This is a genomic window from Salegentibacter mishustinae, assembly GCF_002900095.1.
GTDB lineage: Bacteria > Bacteroidota > Bacteroidia > Flavobacteriales > Flavobacteriaceae > Salegentibacter > Salegentibacter mishustinae.
Window position 1 is genome coordinate 214,242 of the sequence record NZ_LLKN01000003.1, and the last position, 16,666, is coordinate 230,907.

Consider the following 16,666-nt stretch of genomic DNA (forward strand, 5'->3'; position numbering starts at 1 on the left):
AAAACAGAAACATAATTTTTGTACGCAGTAGTAGACATAGAAACCACCGGTGGTAAATATAATGAAGAAGGAATTACCGAAATAGCTATCTATAAATTTGATGGGCTAAAGGTGGTTGACCAGTTTATAAGCCTGGTGAACCCCGAAAAAGCCATACAGCCTTTTGTAGTTAACCTTACCGGCATAAATAACGATATGCTTCGCAATGCGCCCAAATTTTACGAAGTTGCTAAACGCATTGTAGAAATCACCGAAGATTGTGTTTTAGTAGCGCACAATTCAAAATTCGATTATCGTATTCTTCGAACCGAATTTAAGAGATTGGGCTTTGATTTTGAAAGAAGATCGCTGTGTACTGTAGAACTCTCTAAAAAACTTATTCCCGGCCAGGAATCTTATAGTTTAGGCAAACTGGTGAGAGCTTTGGGAATTCCTTTAAGTGATCGGCATAGAGCTAGCGGAGATGCACAGGCAACCGTTAAACTCTTTAAAATGTTACTCGCCAAAGATGTTGAAAAGAATATTTTAAAGGACGCCGTAAAGCTGGAACCCAAACGCCAGGTGGATACCCGCCTGGTTTATATCTTAGAAGACCTACCCGGAATTACGGGCGTGTATTATTTTCATAATTCAGACGGGGATATTATTTACATAGGGAAAAGTAAGAATATCAAAAAACGCGTCACGCAGCATTTTACCAGCGAGCAACATAAAGCCCGGCAACTCCAAAAAGAAGTTTCTTCGGTAAGTTATGAAGCTACGGGAAATGAACTCGCCGCCCTATTAAAGGAAAATCAGGAAATAAAGCATAACAAACCCAAGTACAATAAAGCTTTAAAGAAGAATATTTTTAGCCACGCGCTTTATCATTCTACAGATGAGAATGGATATATCAATCTTTATATTGGCAGAGCCGGCAAAAAGAACAGTATCACTACCTTTTCTTCTCTAAAAAGAGCCAGGAATGTATTAGAAACATGGATAGCCAAATACGATCTTTGCCATAAGCTTTGCCACCTGGAAAAAGGATCTGGAAATTGCTTTAATTACACCATTAAAAAATGTCAAGGCGCTTGCATCAGGGAAGAACCAGCTGAAGCTTACAACGAAAGGGTTAGAGCGCTAATAGATCAGCATTCCTACAAAAACCAACACATGTTGGTGATAGACCGCGGGCGGGAAGTAGACGAAAAAAGTGCTTTATTGGTTGAAGACGGAGAGTTTAAAGGTATTGGCTATTTTAATTTAAATCACCAGATTAACAATATAGATATTATTAGATCTATAATAACCCCAATGAAAAACGACAGGGACGCGCAGCATATTATTCAGAGTTATTTGCGCCGTAATTCCAGGTTAAAAATTGTTCAGTTAGATCCGCTGGCCAAATAAGTTCTAAATTACTGACTAGCTTCAGGAATTTATTTAAATTTGAATAATTCATAAATCACCAATTATTGCCAAAAATAGAAGCAAAACCAGGTTGGAAAGCAAAACTTCATGAAGTAATTTATGAAGCCGATACTCCTTCAGGGAAGTTTTTTGACGTGGCCTTACTTATTGTAATTGCCATAAGTATCGCATTAGTAATGCTGGAAAGTGTAGGAACACTAAACACCAAGTATTACTGGCATTTCTATATTGCAGAATGGATTATCACCATAATTTTTAGTATAGAATACATTCTGCGCATAATCGCTATAAAAAAACCTAAGAATTATATTTTTAGCTTTTATGGGATCGTAGACCTATTATCTACACTCCCAACCTATCTCGCCTTTATTTTTGGTGGCCATAACTTACTATTTGCCGTTAGAGCTTTAAGATTACTTAGAGTCTTCAGGATTTTAAAAGTCACTCGCTATATAGGTGAGTCTAACCGCCTTTTATTAGCCTTAAGAAATAGTAGGCCCAAGATTATTGTCTTCCTATTTGCTGTACTTATTATTTGCATCATTATGGGTACGGTAATGCACCTGGTAGAAGGGGAAAAAGGAGGTTTTGATAATATACCACTTAGCATTTACTGGTGTATTGTTACGCTTACCACCGTTGGTTTTGGCGATATCCACCCGGTAACACCTGTGGGACGTTTTATAGCTTCTTTTATTATGATTGTTGGTTATGGAATTATTGCGGTACCAACAGGAATTGTTACTTCAGAGATCACCCGCTCGCAAAAAGATAAAATTCCTAAAAATACTCAGTCCTGTGTTTATTGTAATGAAGATAAACATTTAGACGAAGCTGAATTTTGCCATAACTGCGGAAAACCTCTAAATGACCACTAATTACCTTATTAATATTGTTGGGCCAACTGCCATTGGCAAGACTTCTTTGGCCATTCAACTCGCAAATAAGTTCGATACTGAAATAATTTCGGCAGATTCAAGGCAGTTTTACAAGGAAATGAGCATAGGCACGGCCGTACCTTCGACCGAAGAACTAAATGCTGCAAAACACCATTTTATTCAGCATATTTCTATTGAAGATAATTATAATGTAGGCGACTTTGAATCTGACGCCATTAAAAAATTAGACGAATTATTCAAAAATAATAAGATCGTGATCATGGTTGGTGGTAGCGGACTCTACACCAAAAGTGTATTGGAAGGTTTAGATTATTTCCCTGAAGTTTCTTTAGAAATAAGGCAGGAGCATAACCTGAAATTAGAAAAAGAAGGTTTGGATTCTTTACAACAGCAATTGCATAAATTAGATCCTGATTATTATAAAATAGTAGATTTAGAAAATCCGCATCGGGTGATTAGAGCGCTGGAAGTTTGTATGAGCAGCGGAAAACCTTACTCCTCTTACCTCAACCAGCCAAAAAAGAAACGCAATTTTACTGCTATAAGTATAGGGCTTAGCGCCGAGCGCGAAATAATCTATGATCGTATAAATCGTCGGGTAGATCTTATGATAACTGAAGGTCTAATGGATGAAGCTAAGGCACTTTTCACGCAACGCGAATTGAATGCTTTAAATACTGTGGGCTATAAAGAACTTTTTTCATATTTAGAAGGGAAAGATTCTTTGGAAACTGCGGTTTCAGAAATTAAGAAAAATACCAGGAGATTTGCAAAACGGCAACTCACCTGGTTTAGAAAAGATCAGGAAATAAATTGGTTTGATTATAAAACTCCTGTAGAAGAAATTCAGCAATTCCTTAACTCAAAAATCAAAAATTATGAAAATTGATCGGTTTAAACTTATTGGTATTATTCTATTTATAAGCGGTTTGGTCTTACATTTCACTATTCTTCCAGAGGCATATGGATTTATAAGCGGAGCTTTAATTGGAGCCGGCCTGGGAATGACACTATTTCTAAAAAGAAAAAAAAGCTTAACGCTATTCTTAAATCTCAATTTTGGCTCCCAAAAGTTTTACAAATTCCGCAATAAAAGCAGAATGCCCCGGCCAGGCTGGTGAGGTCACTAAATTGCCATCTACCACCGCCTCAGTAGGTTCTACCTCTTTGTACTTCCCTCCTACTAATTCAATTTCCGGGCCTATGGTTGGGTATGCTGTAAGCGTTCTTCCCTTTAATACATCTGCAACTGTAAGAATTTGAATCGCGTGGCAAATTGCAGCAACCGGTTTATCTTTTTCAAAAAAATGCTTAGTGATTTCAATTACCTTTTTATTTAATCTAAGATATTCCGGAGCACGGCCACCGGCCATTACCAAACCATCATAATCTTCGGGTTTTACATCATCAAAAGAGTAGTTGAGTTCGAATAAATGACCCGGTTTTTCAGTGTAAGTCTGGTCTCCTTCAAAATCGTGGATAGCAGTTTTTATCTTCTCTCCCTTTTTCTTTCCGGGGCAAACAGTATGGACGGTATATCCCAACATAACCAGCATTTGGAAAGGAACCATAGTTTCATAATCTTCAGCAAAATCTCCGGTTAAAAAGAGTAATTTTTTCATAATTAATAAGTTTTAAAATCTTTCTTTAAGTTAAGGAAATTCAGCCTAAGCATTGGAAATCAGATTTTAAAAAATAGTTAAAAGTAATTTTTGAAGTTATAATTTAAGAACACTTGAGTAACTTTTAAAGCCTAATAAAAACTTCAATATGCAAAACCGTAGAACCTTTATCAAAAAATCGGGATTATTGATTGCGGCGAGCACGCTACCAATTCCGAACTTTTTATTTCCGAAGAATAGAGAAAAACTAGGTGTTGCCCTGGTTGGTTTGGGAAATTACAGCACCGGACAATTGGCTCCTGCCCTGCAGGAAACAGAATTTTGTGAACTAAAGGGTATAGTTACCGGAAGTCCTGAAAAAATCCCGCTTTGGCAACGTAAATACGAGATTAAAGATCAAAACGTGTATAATTATGACAATATGGACCGTATTGCCAATAACGACGAAATAGATGTGATCTATATTGTGTTACCTACCGGGTTGCACGCACAATATGCCATTAAAGCTGCAAATACAGGGAAACAAGTATGGTGCGAAAAACCTATGGCAAAAACTTCGGAAGAATGCCGGGCAATAATCGAAGCCTGTAATAAAAACCGGGTAAAACTTTCTATTGGCTATAGAATGCAACACGAAAAGAATACTCAAACATTAATAAAGTGGGCAGAAACCAAACCTTTTGGTAAAATGAAAAACCTAAAAGCAGAAGCCGGTTATTATGGAGACCCCATGACACCCTGGAAACTGGAAAAAGAAATGGGTGGCGGTGCAATGTATGATATGGGAGTTTACCCTTTAAATGCCGCGCGCTATACCACCGGTTTAGAACCTATTTCGGTAAGTGCAAGACATATTATTAATAGACCCGAAATTTTTGATGAAGTAGATGAAACGACCACCTTTAATCTTGAATTCCCAAATGGACTTACCGCTGATTGTAAAACCAGTTTTGGAGAAAATCTAAATAATCTTGAAGTGAATTGCGAAGATGGATGGTATTATTTAAGGCCTTTTCAATCTTACTCGGGCGTGAAAGGAAAAGGCAGCGATGGAACGGTATTACCTCCATTTGGCAAAAATCAGCAAGCTGTACAAATGGATGATGATGCCCTGGCGATTATTGAGGATAAACCGGTTTTGGTGCCCGGGGAAGATGGATTAAAAGACATTATAATCCCGGAAAAAATATATGAATCTGCCAGTAAGAACGGGGAACGTTTAAATCTGTAATCAGGTTTTGGAAAAGGGTATTTTTATTAATGTTTCTACTCCCCCCTCTTTATTGCGTATTTTAAAACTGGCCTTTTTTCCGTAAAGTGTAAGTAAACGATCCCTGGTATTAGAAATTCCCACTCCTTTTTCTAACAAAGCTTCTTGTTTTTCGGTAAGTGGTTTTCCATTATTATGAACGCTAAGCACCAGGTAACCTCTAGATTTAGAAATATTGATTACAATTTTAAGATGTATGTTGTGGTAAGAATAACCGTGTTTAACCGAGTTCTCGATAACAGGTTGCAATAGTAAGGAAGGCACTAATTGATCTAAAAGGCTTTCATCTATATTCTTCTCAATTATTAAATGATCTGAAAATCTTAGAGTGAGAATATTTAGATAATAATCCAGCATTCGTAATTCCTTTCTGAGGCTAACCTTATAATTCTCGCTACTGTATAAAATTTCCCGAAGCAAATCGCTTAGATCTGCAATAGTATCCTGGGCTTTTTTAGCATCCATCTCTACTAAAACTGAGATTGAATTTAAAGTGTTGAATAAAAAATGTGGTTGTAGCTGGGAAGACAACATTTTCATTCGAGTATTGGTAAGTTGGGATTCCAGCAGCGTTTTTTGCTTTTCGGTCTCTTTCACCTGTTTTAAATAATAATAGGTATAGATTATAAAAATCATCGCAAAGTAGATGAGAAAATTAAGATCTATTACAAATATCATTCGGTCTATACTGGCTTTTATACTATAATCGGCAAAAGTCATTCGGCCGAGTAAAATTCCATGAAGATCGAAAACAAACCGAATTACAAATCCTATTAAAATTGAAAATAGAGTATGCAGTAGAAAAATCCTTATCCACGAATAATTTTCATCTAAAAGACGCTTCGTACTTATTGCAATAAGGCTCATATAAACCACTACAATAATCCAGTCTATAAGCATATTGTGAATAATAATGTCGTGCCAGGATTCTACGATTTCTCTGTAAACGAAAGCACGCATATAAGCCAATTTACCCAGGTAAACCAGATTGAATAAAGTATAGAAAGCCGCCAAAAGCAAAATAAGCTTTACGTCTATGTATTTATTTTTTAAGGCTGAAAGGCTCATTCTGAGGATATTTTAAATTCCGAGTTTATCAAATAATTCTTTTTTATTGGATTTACTGATGCGTAATAATTTGTTGTCTTTCATTTTTACATCTACTTCAGAAAAATCTGAATGAACAATCTCTTTAATGTGATTCAGGTTAATAATAGCTGATCTATGAATTCTAAAAAAGGCATGGTTTTTAAAAAACTCTTCCAGGTTATTTAAAGATTCCCGCAGTAAATATTTACTGTTTTCGGTATATATTTCAGCATAATAACCGGAGGCACATATATAACTGACCTCATGGGGTGTTAGCAAAACGGTTTTATTACCCTGCCTAACCGGAAGTTTTAATGGGATCTTAGAAGTTTTCCTGTCTTTGCTATAAACCTCGAATAAGGTTTGTAGGCGCTTTTCAAAATTTTCCTGAACTTCATTATTTGTGATGTTAAGTACCTTTTTTATGGTTTTGAAAAACCGCTCGTCTCTAAATGGTTTCAGCAGAAAATCGAAAGCATCAACGTCAAAAGCTTTGGTGGCATAATTATCATAAGCCGTTACAAAGACGACTACCGGTTTGGGGTTCACATTAAGCTTTTGCAACACTTCAAAGCCACTCATATCTTTCATACTAATATCAAGAAAAACAAGTCCCGGCTTAAGCTTGTTAATTTGAGCAATAGCTTCTTTCCCATTGGAGCATTCTCCTAAAACTTCAATTTCCTCTACTTCGGCAAGCAGGTTAAGCACTCTTCTTCTTGCCAGTTCTTCATCATCTACAACAAGTGCTTTCATAATTTTTACATTTGAGATATACCCATGTAATTTAAAACTATTTTTTCTTGTTGAATATTTTTTTTGAATCTAAGTGATTGACATCAAATAAATTAATTCGATGAATGTCGCTTATTTTGCTACCAGAGATTTATTTTATGATGTCAATAGGTTCATATTTGATATAAAGACATAAAAATGCCTGTAAAGTTTTTTCGAGCTTCATTTAGACTGAAGTTTATACTTTACAGGCAATAGTTTGAGGTTCTTGAGAAATTACATACCGGCCACACGCTCTTCATTAATATTTTTAGGATCAATTTTAATAATTTTCGATTTATTGTTTTTTACCACTTTAATTCGATATTGTTCTTGATCCAGAAGATCTCGTTTTCCCTTGGCTTTGTAACTATTCTTTACCATACTCCAGCCTTCGGTTTGTCTCCATAATTCATTTCTTACGGCAAGAGGTAAGGCAACATCTTTAAATAGCTGCCTGGTTCGGTTTAATTCTCCATCTTTTGAATAATTGGCTTCAAGAAAGCCTTTATCAGATGAAAAACGCACCAGGTAAGAATTATAGTCCTTATCTTTTACTTCTTCAATAAATTCAGAAATATCAAAATAAGATTCCATAAATGCCATTGGGTCCTCAGTGAATTCGGCGGCAAAACCATCGTTCACCTCGTATCGATACTCATCTGGATTATCGGTTTCGGCGAGGACAATAGGAGAATAAGCAATTTTTGTTTCCTCTAGTTCAGTAATTCTCTGAGCGTAGCTATTAAAGCTAAAGCTCACAAGCATCAAAATAACGACTAATGTTTTCATAACAATAAAATTTTAGGATTTATAAAAGGTTTAGGTAAAAGCTTGTATTTAATTATATCCTAAAATTAAGTAGCAATACAGGTAAATTAAGCAGTAATGATACAAACTACATATTTTTGATAATGAGCTGTTAGAAATTTGATATAAAGCTCAAGAGTCAATTTTTAATCTTTTCAGAAATCAAAAATATTTACTAATTTTATAGACTTTTTACATCCAAAAATTTATTCTTATTAAGACTACCTCTACGTATCAAGATTATAAAACTGACGTTGCAAATATTAATAAAATCCCAATCGTCTCTCAGCTATTAGACATTGTTTGCCTTAATACAGGAATGGGATTTGCTGCTATTGCACGTGTTACCGAAGACAAATGGATAACGTGCGCAAGTAAGGATAAAATTTCGTTTGGCTTAAAACCAGGTGACGAATTAAAAGTAGAAACTACGCTTTGCAGCCAGGTGCGAAGGCAAAATGAAGCGGTTTATATTGATAATGTAGCTACTAGTGACACATATGCTAAGCATCCCACCCCGGCTATGTACGGATTTGGCAGTTATATATCTGTACCGGTTTATAAAAAAGATGGAAGTTTCTTTGGAACGCTTTGCGCTATAGATAAAGAGCCGGCCAAAGTAGATAATGAGGAAGTTAAAGGAATGTTTCAACTTTACGCTGAGCTAATAAGTTTTCATCTTGAAGCGATTGAAGAGAAGGAAAGAGCAGTTGCAGAGCTTAACGAAGAGCAACATATAGCCGAATTGCGGGAGCAATTTATAGCGATCTTAGGACACGATCTTAAGAACCCTATTGCCACCACCAGAATGAGTGCTGAAATTCTAATGAAATTTAGCAAGGAAGATATTGTAAAACGCAATGCTGCCCTTATTAAATCTACCAGCATTAGAATGGAAAATTTAATAGATAACCTTCTGGATTTTGCTCGTGGCCGCTTAGGTGAAGGCATTAAATTAAATAAAACAAAGGATTTTGGGAAGCTGGAAAATATTTTGGAGCAGGTAATTAATGAAATAAAAACCATATCTCCAAACCGAGATTTCTCTACAAATATTAGAATTGAAAATCCTGTTAATTGTGACCCTAATAGAATTGCACAATTATGCTCTAACCTCCTGGGAAATGCTGTTACCCACGGTTCGCAGGATAACCCTATAGAGCTTGAAGCTGTTTGTTTAAATGGACAATTTAAATTAGAAATCACCAATAAAGGAGCAAAAATCCCGAAAAAAGTAAGAGAGAAATTGTTTGAACCTTTTTATCGTATTGAAGGTGAAGAGCCTAAACAAGGTTTAGGGCTTGGTCTATATATAGCTTCCGAAATTGCTAAAGCTCACGAAGGAAATATAAATGTGAAATCTACAGACAAAGAAACAGTGTTCAGCTTTGTAATGCCTGCACATAACTAAGCCTGAATGCCAGAATTTAAAAGATTTAATGACTTTAAAATATCAAATTTAAAGTTCCCAAAACTGCAAAGATAGCTGCAACAACTATCCAGGTTAGGATTAAAAAAATAAATAGTTTGGCCAGAATATGAAAACCGGCGGTAGCTGTCTTGTAATTTTCAAGAAAAATATAGAATGGATTCATAGCACAGAAATTAAGGTTAAACTTGAGACCTTAATTGGTAAAGCAGCTATGAAATAACAGGGTTATATAAATCAAATTATCCTGACAATAAACTTCAACCCGGTTTTAAAAATCTAATCTATAGACTAACAAATAAAAATGCGCCATATTTACTGCTGATTTCCCAAAAAGGTATCCTTTAAGTTAAGACTAGTCTTTCTTTTTCGGTATTAGGAAATTCCCCCGTTTTTTAATCAAAGAACAGGAATGAAAAAAGCTATTTTGTAAAAGTTTCTATTTTAAAGCGCAAAATACTGTTTAACTATCTGTAAAACATTCAATTAAATAGATTATTAAAATTTAAGAAATATTCTTTGCCGTAGAATTTTTTACAAATTCCTTCGGAGTTAAACCGTATTTCTCTTTAAATATTTTTGAGAAATAGCTTCTGCTCGAAAGTCCTAATTCTAAGACTACCTCACTTATATTCCTATTTCCCTCTGTTAAAAGTTTTATAGCCTTTTCTAACCGCTTTTGTTTTACATATTCGTTTACCGTTTGATTATAAAGGATTTTAAAACCTTCCTGTATTTTAGAAGTATTAAGTCCTGCGATTCTTGATATCTGTGGAATATTCTCAAGACTGGATAGATTGTCATCAATATAATCAGAAGCAATTTTAATTTTTCCAACATCAGCCTTTTTTAAAATCTCATCTTCCCCTGGTTTGGATTCATTTTGATAAATCACCAACATTTGAGAAAGTATTTCCAAAGCTTTGGCGCCTAAATAATTGGTTCGTGGAAACCCTTTTCCTCTATAAGAAAGAATTTGGTTAATAACATTCGAAATTTCAAGGCTAAAATATCCTTTGGAACATATTTGTTTTATCCCATTCACATCTGCAAATAGTTCATATATATTTTTCTCGATATCGCTTAATTGAAAGGAAAGGTAATCCTGAAATTTCTTCCGATCAATCTCGAGGTAACAGATCTCAGTTTTAGCGTTAGCTGAAAATTGTAACTTTTGCACCTGCTCCTGTTTCGCTGCCGAAATTAAATGTTGATACTGTTCAATGGCCTGCCAATCGTTATCTTCTTCAAACTTATGCTTAAATTCTTCTTCTAGACAGTAGATGAATCTAAGGGGCTTCACTTCATCATTGGTTAGTTCTAACTCTATTTGTTTAGAAAAATTAGCTCTTATAATATAAAGCCCCACCCCGTTGGGGAAATTAATTCCCTGTACCTTACCTGAACCGAGTTCTGAGGGGATTTTTAAAGAATATTCTCCAAGGTTTGAATTATATTTCACCCCTAGTTGATTAGCGAGTTCTGGGATAATTCTATCTTCTTTTCCGACCAGTAATTTAAAGTTTCTCATTAAAAGCAAATATTAACACCCCAATTTTAAAATATATAGTAGTCTTAATTTATTAATTACTTCCTAAAAAAACCAGGAAGTGGTTAAAACTTTCTAAAAGAAACTAATACAGCAAAAACATTTTTCAATACAGCACTTTGGGGCACATGATATACCTCAATTTTATCCTCGCTAAATTCAAAAAATGTCTCGACTAATACCTATTTTTAAAAGTAATAACCTGTTAATAGTTTCAGTTATTTTAATAAGTGCGCTATTAATTTTAGCTCCTAAAATTTTACTGGGCTTTTTAATATTTAACCTATTCGTTATAAGTTTACACGGGTCGCTTCAACTGTGGTGGGCACTGAAAAAAGAAAAAACTACAAAGAAAAGTAGCAGTTCCATTGCCAGTCCAGAAGCGAACCAATTATATGAGAAGAATAAACCAGGTAATAAAAGCCCTAAAATTTCAATACATATTCCCGCATATAATGAACCTTCTGATATTCTAATAGCCACCATTCAATCCTGCCTAAATATTGATTATCCAAATTTCGAGATTATAGTTTTAGATAATAATACTCCGAACCAGGAAACCTGGTTGCCGGTTAGAGATTTCTGCTCAGATAAAAAGAATGTTTTCTTTTATCATATTGACAATTTACAGGGATACAAAGCCGGCGCGCTGGATGTTTGTATGGAACTTACCAATCCCGATTCTAAGTATATATTTATTGTTGATGCCGATTATCGTGTAAGCGCTAATTGTTTAAAAACGGCTGTTGAAATTGCCGAAAATCAAAATGCCGATCTCGTACAGTTCCCGCAGGATTATTACAGTAATGGAAAAAACAGTGCATTAATAGAAGAGTATGCCCATTATTTCAGAGTTTTTGCTAAAGGCGGAAATTACAATAACTCTGTACTGGCAACGGGTACTTTATCCCTTTATAAACAAAAGGCACTTGAGAAAGTAGGTGGTTGGAAATGCAACAGTATAACTGAAGATGCTGAAATGGGCCTAAAATTCCAGGAAAAACAGCTGAAGTCTGTCTTCTGCGAAAAAACGATAGGAAAAGGCTTGCTACCCTTTAGTATAAAAGATTTAAAGATACAACGCGAACGTTGGGTGTATGGGAATATGCAATGTATCGGCAAACTCTTTAACTCTTCAGAAATTAGCTTAAGGCGCAAATTATCATTAATGGTTCAACTCACTTCCTGGGTTAACTTTTTGAATTTCAGTTTACTTTCAGCTCTACTTTCAATAATGCTATTTCCATTAATTCCTTCTATCTATTTTCACCGGGCCTTAACCATTACCGCAAGTAGTCTCTGGGTCTTTATAAGCTTTAAGTTTATTCTCTTTGGAATATCTACGAACTTTAAGCCTAAACTTCATTTAAAGACCTGGCTTATCAATTTAGTGTTTACCGGCTTAAATACCTTCTGCTGGATAGGAGTCTTGCAAGGTAAGTCAAAGCCTTTTGAGAGAACCAGTAAATTTATCATCAACACCAATCAAAACTTAGAATGCTCAATACTGGGCCTGGGGCTATTTACAGTTAGTGCTATGTTGGCTTTAATGGAAAATGTAATCCTGGCCGGTTTATTTTTACTTCCAGCTATTTTTATTTTTTCGGGACAAATTATTCTAAAACAGCAACTTAACAGTAGAAATACTGCTATCCCCAATTTTAAAAGAAGTTAAATTATGAAAATTGCAATCTTAGCCCACGCAAATCATCCTATTAAAGAACCTTATGAGGGAGGTCTGGAAATGATAACCGCTTTGATAGTAAAGGCACTTAGAAAAGAAGGCCATCAGGTAGATTTATTTGCTTTAGGATCTTCCGCAATAAATTTAGCGCCAGTTGCTTTAAACGATCCTAATTATAACTGGGATCCGGCTGAATTAGGAACCGAGGCTTTTAATATGAACGTAGCTAGTTATTATTCCCTCGCCTTTCTAAAAATTAAGGAAGGTAATTACGATCTTGTGCATAATAATTCCCTGCACTATTTACCTATAATTTTAGGAAATAGTCTGGATATCCCCTTTCTAACAAGTTTTCATACTCCTGTGTTCCCCGAAATTTCTTACGCATTAAATGCACTAAGATCACCTCAGCAATATTTTTCTGCAGTAAGTAAAAGCTTAAGTAAGCTTTATGCCGAATTCGGAAAATGCGATGTTGTGTATAATGGGATAGATATTGATAAATGGGAGTTTGCGAATAATCCTTCAGATTATTATTTCTGGTATGGAAGAATCTGCCCCGAAAAAGGTACGCATACCGCAATAGAAGCAGCAACCAAACTAGGTAAGAAAATCTATCTCGCCGGTCCTAAAAGCAATATGGAGTATTATATCAAAGAAGTTGCTCCCTTAATTAATAACGAAAATGTAGTTTACCTGGGACATTTAAATCAGGTTGAAGTAAATCACTGGCTAAAGAACGCTCGTGCTTTGCTTTTTACCAGTACCTGGGATGAACCCTACGGATTAACCATTGCAGAATCATTAGCTTCAGGAACTCCAGTAGTATCCTGGAATAAAGGTGCCGCTCCCGAAATCCTAACCAATAAAACCGGCCGGGTGGTGGCGCCTTTTAATATGGTTGAATTTCAAAATGCCCTTATAGAAATAGAAAAATTAGACCGAAGAGATTGCAGAGTGAGAGCAATAGAATTTTGCTCGGTAGAAAAAATGGTAAATGGCTATTTAGATTTATATACCCGGATGTTGAAGCCAAAAAACAGTTTAAATCTTCAAGAAGTATGTTAAGTTATTATGCCCATCACCACGGCAGCGGCCATTGTAATTACGCCCAAATCTTTTCTAAAGCTTTTGATTACGAAAGTGTAATTTTTACCAGTGCTAATTTTCAATTTAACCCAAATGTAAAAATTGATAAATTAGCAAGCGAAGATCCCGATGGCACTGGCACTGACCAAAAATTTATTCCGCCGCCGGCCTATTTACATTATTCTCCTGTTGGCCAAAAAACTATTCAGCATAGAAGTGCGCAAATCCTAAATCGCATTATTCGGGAAGAGGTAAAATTAATGATCATAGATGTTAGCGCCGAAATTGCTGCCCTTGCACGTTCAGCCAGTATTCCTTATTCATATGTGCGCCTTCCCGGAGAAAGAAACGATCCCGGCCATTTGCAGGCCTTCCAGGGAGCAGTATTTCTTCTAGCCTATTTTCCCGAAGCATTTGAGTCCTCTAATACTCCTGCTTGGGTAAAAGAAAAAACTATTTACCTGGGATTTTTCAATCGCTTTTCAAAAATCAACCAGGTTAAATCCACTAATAAGAACAACTATATAAAAAATGTGGTGGTGCTTAGCGGAAAAGGTGGGAATAAAGAACTTTTAAAAGCTATACCACGCCTCCAGAAGCGCTTTCATTATAGTGAAATAAACATTTATGGTGCTAAGGAAAATCCAGCCCATACAGAAAATTTAAGTTTCAGAAAATCTGCCACAAATTTTTTAAAGACTTTATACGAGGCAGATCTCATAGTCGCAAATTGCGGATTAAATCTAACTTCTGAAATTATAGAGACTGAGAAACCATTTTTAAGTATTCCTGAGCCCAGACCATTTAATGAGCAGGAATACATGCACGCTTATCTTTTAAGGAACAAACTCGCTCTGGATCTAGACTTTATAGAAAAGCACGATGACAAAACTATTCAAAATAAACCGGTGAAAAACCAGAGATTTATAAATCAATCGGCTCCTGAACTTTTCAGGTACTGGATAGAAAAGTATCAGTACAACCCAGAGAAATTAAGAAAAAATCTAGCTGAAATTCAAACGCAACTCTACCAGGATGAAATTAAGCCTAATTACCATATTTAGTGGACGCCAACAACATTTAAAAAATCAATTAACCGGTATTTCCAAAGGATCTTCTATTCCCGATGAAATAATAATTGTTGGAATAAACGATAAATTTAATACTGAAGAATTTCCGACTTTACCTATAAAATTTATAAACATAAATTGGGAGGGTAAACATCTTCCTATAGCAAAAGCCCGAAATCTAGGAGCTGAATATGCAGAAAATGAATTCTTAATTTTCCTGGATGTTGACTGTATTCCATCGAGAACATTTATAGAAAAAATGTTTACCGATCTTCAAGAAAACGCTGGTTGTATAATGGGAAATCCATACTATCTGGAAGCACATATGGATATTAAAAACGAGGATTTAGAAAACCGTAGCAAGCCGCATCCCATTAGGCCCAATGTAAAAGAACTTAGTCTTTGTAACGATTACAATCTATTCTGGTCTTTATGTTTTGGAATAAGAAAAAGTGATTTCCTGAAAATAGAGGGTTTTGATACAAATTTTAATGGCTACGGAGGTGAAGACACCGATTTTGCGTGGAAGCTGGAAAAACATGATATTCCTTTTTATTTAACTGAACACCTTGTGTTTCATCAACAACATCCTGTTTACTCACCACCACTAAACCATTTAAACGCAATAATTCAAAATGTAAAATATTTTAAAACGAAATGGGGAAAATGGATCATGGAAAACTGGCTGGAAGCTTTTGCACAAGATGAATATATAAGATGGAATAAAAATAATAATACACTGGAAAAAATTAGAGATCCTAATAAATCTGAATTAAATGCTGCCTACAAACCTGATGCTCCATATATGTAAATAAGTTTCATTACTACAGCATTAACATAATTTTTCATCACACACTATATACTTCTTTAATGATAAAATTTTCCCGACTGCTATTTTTTATTCAAGCGAAATGCATTAGGAGATTTGCCATATCTTTCTTTAAAGATTTTTGAAAAATGACTTCTGCTATTAAGACCTATAGCATATACTATTTCGGCGATGGTATTATCTGATTTTAAAAGCAAATGCATGGCATATTCGAGTCTTCTTTGCTGAATATATCCGTAGATGGTATCATTAAACAAAATACGAAACCCTTCTCTTAATTTAGTTTCACTGATTCCTTCTTCCCTTGCCAGTATACTAATATTTTCTATCTCATTAATCTTTTGATCTATGTGGTTCACTATATTTTTTATCTTTTTTAAGTCACTCTGCCTAAGTATTTTTCGTTGACTTTCTTCTTCACGATCATCCCTGTATAGCATCAGCATATAAGTTAAAAGTTCAAGTGCTTTGGCACCGTGAAAACTAGTCCGCTCCATCCCTTCAGATTCAAAAGAGTCCAGTTCTTTAACTAAATAGGCCATCTTTAAACTATATTGACCCTGGTGGTAAATTGTTCTTATAGCATTGGTATCCCCAAAAATGTTATGATAGATTTCATCCATTTCCTCTAATGGGAAAGTTAGTTGTTCAGCGAACTTTTTACGATCTACATCTAGAATAATCAATCGTGTTGCCCTATTTTCAGAGAAAATAATACGGTTACCACTTTGATAATTTGCACCTAAAATCACAGATTGTCCTTCCTCCAACACCTGCTTTTCTTCCTGATTGGTAAATTGATGCTGAATTGAGCCCTCTATGACATAAATAAACTTGAACGGATGAACTATTTTGGAACAAAAATCTATACAGTAGTCTTCATTTAATTTCAAATTAAACCTAAACAGGCCTATTCCATTGGGGAAATTAATTCCCGAAATCATGCCCTCTCCTTTTGGCTTATTGATTGGAAGCGAATACTCACCATAATTTTCCTCTTTATTTACATCAAAACTGGCTGCTAAAGAACCAAGAACTTCTTTAGCCGTAATTCCTTCGATAGTGACTGTCTTCATTATAATATCATATTTATTATAAGACCTAATTTATTAAGAGAGGTAGTTAATTTTTTAGCAATT

General features: G+C 35.1%; 15 protein-coding genes. 9 read left to right on the plus strand and 6 right to left on the minus strand.

The window, feature by feature from the left end:
- The first annotated feature begins 18 nt into the window (after positions 1-18).
- The 3 genes from APB85_RS16810 to miaA all read left to right on the plus strand — a co-directional run bounded on the left by APB85_RS16810 (position 19) and on the right by miaA (position 3,201).
- Positions 19-1,392, plus strand: coding sequence for an exonuclease domain-containing protein (locus APB85_RS16810; protein ID WP_057480686.1), 1,374 nt, complete (start codon positions 19-21; stop codon positions 1,390-1,392).
- Positions 1,393-1,457: 65 nt separating this feature from the next.
- On the plus strand, positions 1,458-2,291 hold the full coding sequence (locus APB85_RS16815; RefSeq protein WP_057480685.1) for an ion transporter: 834 nt from the start codon (positions 1,458-1,460) through the stop codon (positions 2,289-2,291).
- Positions 2,281-3,201: a tRNA (adenosine(37)-N6)-dimethylallyltransferase MiaA gene (gene miaA / locus APB85_RS16820; RefSeq protein WP_057480684.1), complete on the plus strand. Its 921-nt coding sequence runs from the start codon at positions 2,281-2,283 to the stop codon at positions 3,199-3,201. Before APB85_RS16815 ends, miaA begins: the two co-directional genes overlap by 11 nt.
- A gap of 157 nt (positions 3,202-3,358) precedes the next feature.
- On the opposite strand, the gene APB85_RS16825 is transcribed toward miaA, so the two are convergent.
- Positions 3,359-3,934: a DJ-1/PfpI family protein gene (locus APB85_RS16825; protein ID WP_057480682.1), complete on the minus strand. Its 576-nt coding sequence runs from the start codon at positions 3,932-3,934 to the stop codon at positions 3,359-3,361.
- 148 nt (positions 3,935-4,082) lie between these two features.
- Here APB85_RS16825 and APB85_RS16830 point away from each other — a divergent pair, with 148 nt between their 5' ends.
- Positions 4,083-5,165: a Gfo/Idh/MocA family protein gene (locus APB85_RS16830; protein WP_057480681.1), complete on the plus strand. Its 1,083-nt coding sequence runs from the start codon at positions 4,083-4,085 to the stop codon at positions 5,163-5,165.
- Here APB85_RS16830 and APB85_RS16835 read toward each other — a convergent pair whose 3' ends face one another.
- From APB85_RS16835 to APB85_RS16845, 3 genes are all read right to left on the minus strand, one after another.
- A complete protein-coding gene (locus tag APB85_RS16835; RefSeq protein WP_057480680.1) occupies positions 5,166-6,272 on the minus strand; it encodes a sensor histidine kinase in 1,107 nt (368 codons plus the stop codon).
- Between the two features lie 12 nt (positions 6,273-6,284).
- Complete coding sequence (locus APB85_RS16840) at positions 6,285-7,049, minus strand: LytR/AlgR family response regulator transcription factor (protein WP_057480679.1); 765 nt, start codon at positions 7,047-7,049, stop codon at positions 6,285-6,287.
- A 255-nt stretch (positions 7,050-7,304) separates the two neighbouring features.
- Positions 7,305-7,859 (minus strand): hypothetical protein, encoded by a 555-nt coding sequence (locus APB85_RS16845; RefSeq protein WP_063870567.1) that lies wholly within the window; start codon positions 7,857-7,859, stop codon positions 7,305-7,307.
- A gap of 295 nt (positions 7,860-8,154) precedes the next feature.
- Between APB85_RS16845 and APB85_RS16850 the strand changes: the two genes are divergently transcribed.
- Positions 8,155-9,288, plus strand: a complete 1,134-nt coding sequence (locus APB85_RS16850) for a GAF domain-containing sensor histidine kinase (RefSeq protein ID WP_262506229.1) — start codon at positions 8,155-8,157, stop codon at positions 9,286-9,288.
- A 523-nt stretch (positions 9,289-9,811) separates the two neighbouring features.
- Here APB85_RS16850 and APB85_RS16855 read toward each other — a convergent pair.
- Positions 9,812-10,837: a helix-turn-helix domain-containing protein gene (locus tag APB85_RS16855; protein ID WP_057480676.1), complete on the minus strand. Its 1,026-nt coding sequence runs from the start codon at positions 10,835-10,837 to the stop codon at positions 9,812-9,814.
- A gap of 184 nt (positions 10,838-11,021) precedes the next feature.
- On the opposite strand from APB85_RS16855, the gene APB85_RS16860 reads away from it, so the two are divergent.
- The 4 genes from APB85_RS16860 to APB85_RS16875 are packed head-to-tail and all read left to right on the plus strand — an operon-like array spanning position 11,022 to position 15,509.
- Positions 11,022-12,530: a glycosyltransferase family 2 protein gene (locus APB85_RS16860; protein WP_057480675.1), complete on the plus strand. Its 1,509-nt coding sequence runs from the start codon at positions 11,022-11,024 to the stop codon at positions 12,528-12,530.
- Positions 12,531-12,533: 3 nt separating this feature from the next.
- Complete coding sequence (locus APB85_RS16865) at positions 12,534-13,607, plus strand: glycosyltransferase (protein WP_057480674.1); 1,074 nt, start codon at positions 12,534-12,536, stop codon at positions 13,605-13,607.
- Positions 13,601-14,692, plus strand: coding sequence for a glycosyltransferase family protein (locus tag APB85_RS16870; RefSeq protein WP_057480673.1), 1,092 nt, complete (start codon positions 13,601-13,603; stop codon positions 14,690-14,692). Before APB85_RS16865 ends, APB85_RS16870 begins: the two co-directional genes overlap by 7 nt.
- Complete coding sequence (locus APB85_RS16875) at positions 14,664-15,509, plus strand: glycosyltransferase family 2 protein (protein ID WP_057480672.1); 846 nt, start codon at positions 14,664-14,666, stop codon at positions 15,507-15,509. The genes APB85_RS16870 and APB85_RS16875 overlap by 29 nt, the downstream gene beginning before the upstream one ends.
- An 80-nt stretch (positions 15,510-15,589) precedes the next feature.
- Here APB85_RS16875 and APB85_RS16880 read toward each other — a convergent pair whose 3' ends face one another.
- Positions 15,590-16,603 (minus strand): helix-turn-helix domain-containing protein, encoded by a 1,014-nt coding sequence (locus tag APB85_RS16880; RefSeq protein ID WP_057480671.1) that lies wholly within the window; start codon positions 16,601-16,603, stop codon positions 15,590-15,592.
- Positions 16,604-16,666 lie beyond the last annotated feature (63 nt).

Bases quoted from the DNA above. Each gene is read 5' to 3' on its own strand.
- miaA (WP_057480684.1), top strand. From the start codon at position 2,281: ATGACCACTAATTACCTTATTAATATTGTTGGGCCAACTGCCATTGGC.
- APB85_RS16825 (WP_057480682.1), bottom strand. From the start codon at position 3,934: ATGAAAAAATTACTCTTTTTAACCGGAGATTTTGCTGAAGATTATGAA.
- APB85_RS16830 (WP_057480681.1), top strand. From the start codon at position 4,083: ATGCAAAACCGTAGAACCTTTATCAAAAAATCGGGATTATTGATTGCG.
- APB85_RS16835 (WP_057480680.1), bottom strand. From the start codon at position 6,272: ATGAGCCTTTCAGCCTTAAAAAATAAATACATAGACGTAAAGCTTATT.
- APB85_RS16840 (WP_057480679.1), bottom strand. From the start codon at position 7,049: ATGAAAGCACTTGTTGTAGATGATGAAGAACTGGCAAGAAGAAGAGTG.
- APB85_RS16845 (WP_063870567.1), bottom strand. From the start codon at position 7,859: ATGAAAACATTAGTCGTTATTTTGATGCTTGTGAGCTTTAGCTTTAAT.
- APB85_RS16855 (WP_057480676.1), bottom strand. From the start codon at position 10,837: ATGAGAAACTTTAAATTACTGGTCGGAAAAGAAGATAGAATTATCCCA.
- APB85_RS16860 (WP_057480675.1), top strand. From the start codon at position 11,022: ATGTCTCGACTAATACCTATTTTTAAAAGTAATAACCTGTTAATAGTT.
- APB85_RS16865 (WP_057480674.1), top strand. From the start codon at position 12,534: ATGAAAATTGCAATCTTAGCCCACGCAAATCATCCTATTAAAGAACCT.
- APB85_RS16870 (WP_057480673.1), top strand. From the start codon at position 13,601: ATGTTAAGTTATTATGCCCATCACCACGGCAGCGGCCATTGTAATTAC.
- APB85_RS16875 (WP_057480672.1), top strand. From the start codon at position 14,664: ATGAAATTAAGCCTAATTACCATATTTAGTGGACGCCAACAACATTTA.
- APB85_RS16880 (WP_057480671.1), bottom strand. From the start codon at position 16,603: ATGAAGACAGTCACTATCGAAGGAATTACGGCTAAAGAAGTTCTTGGT.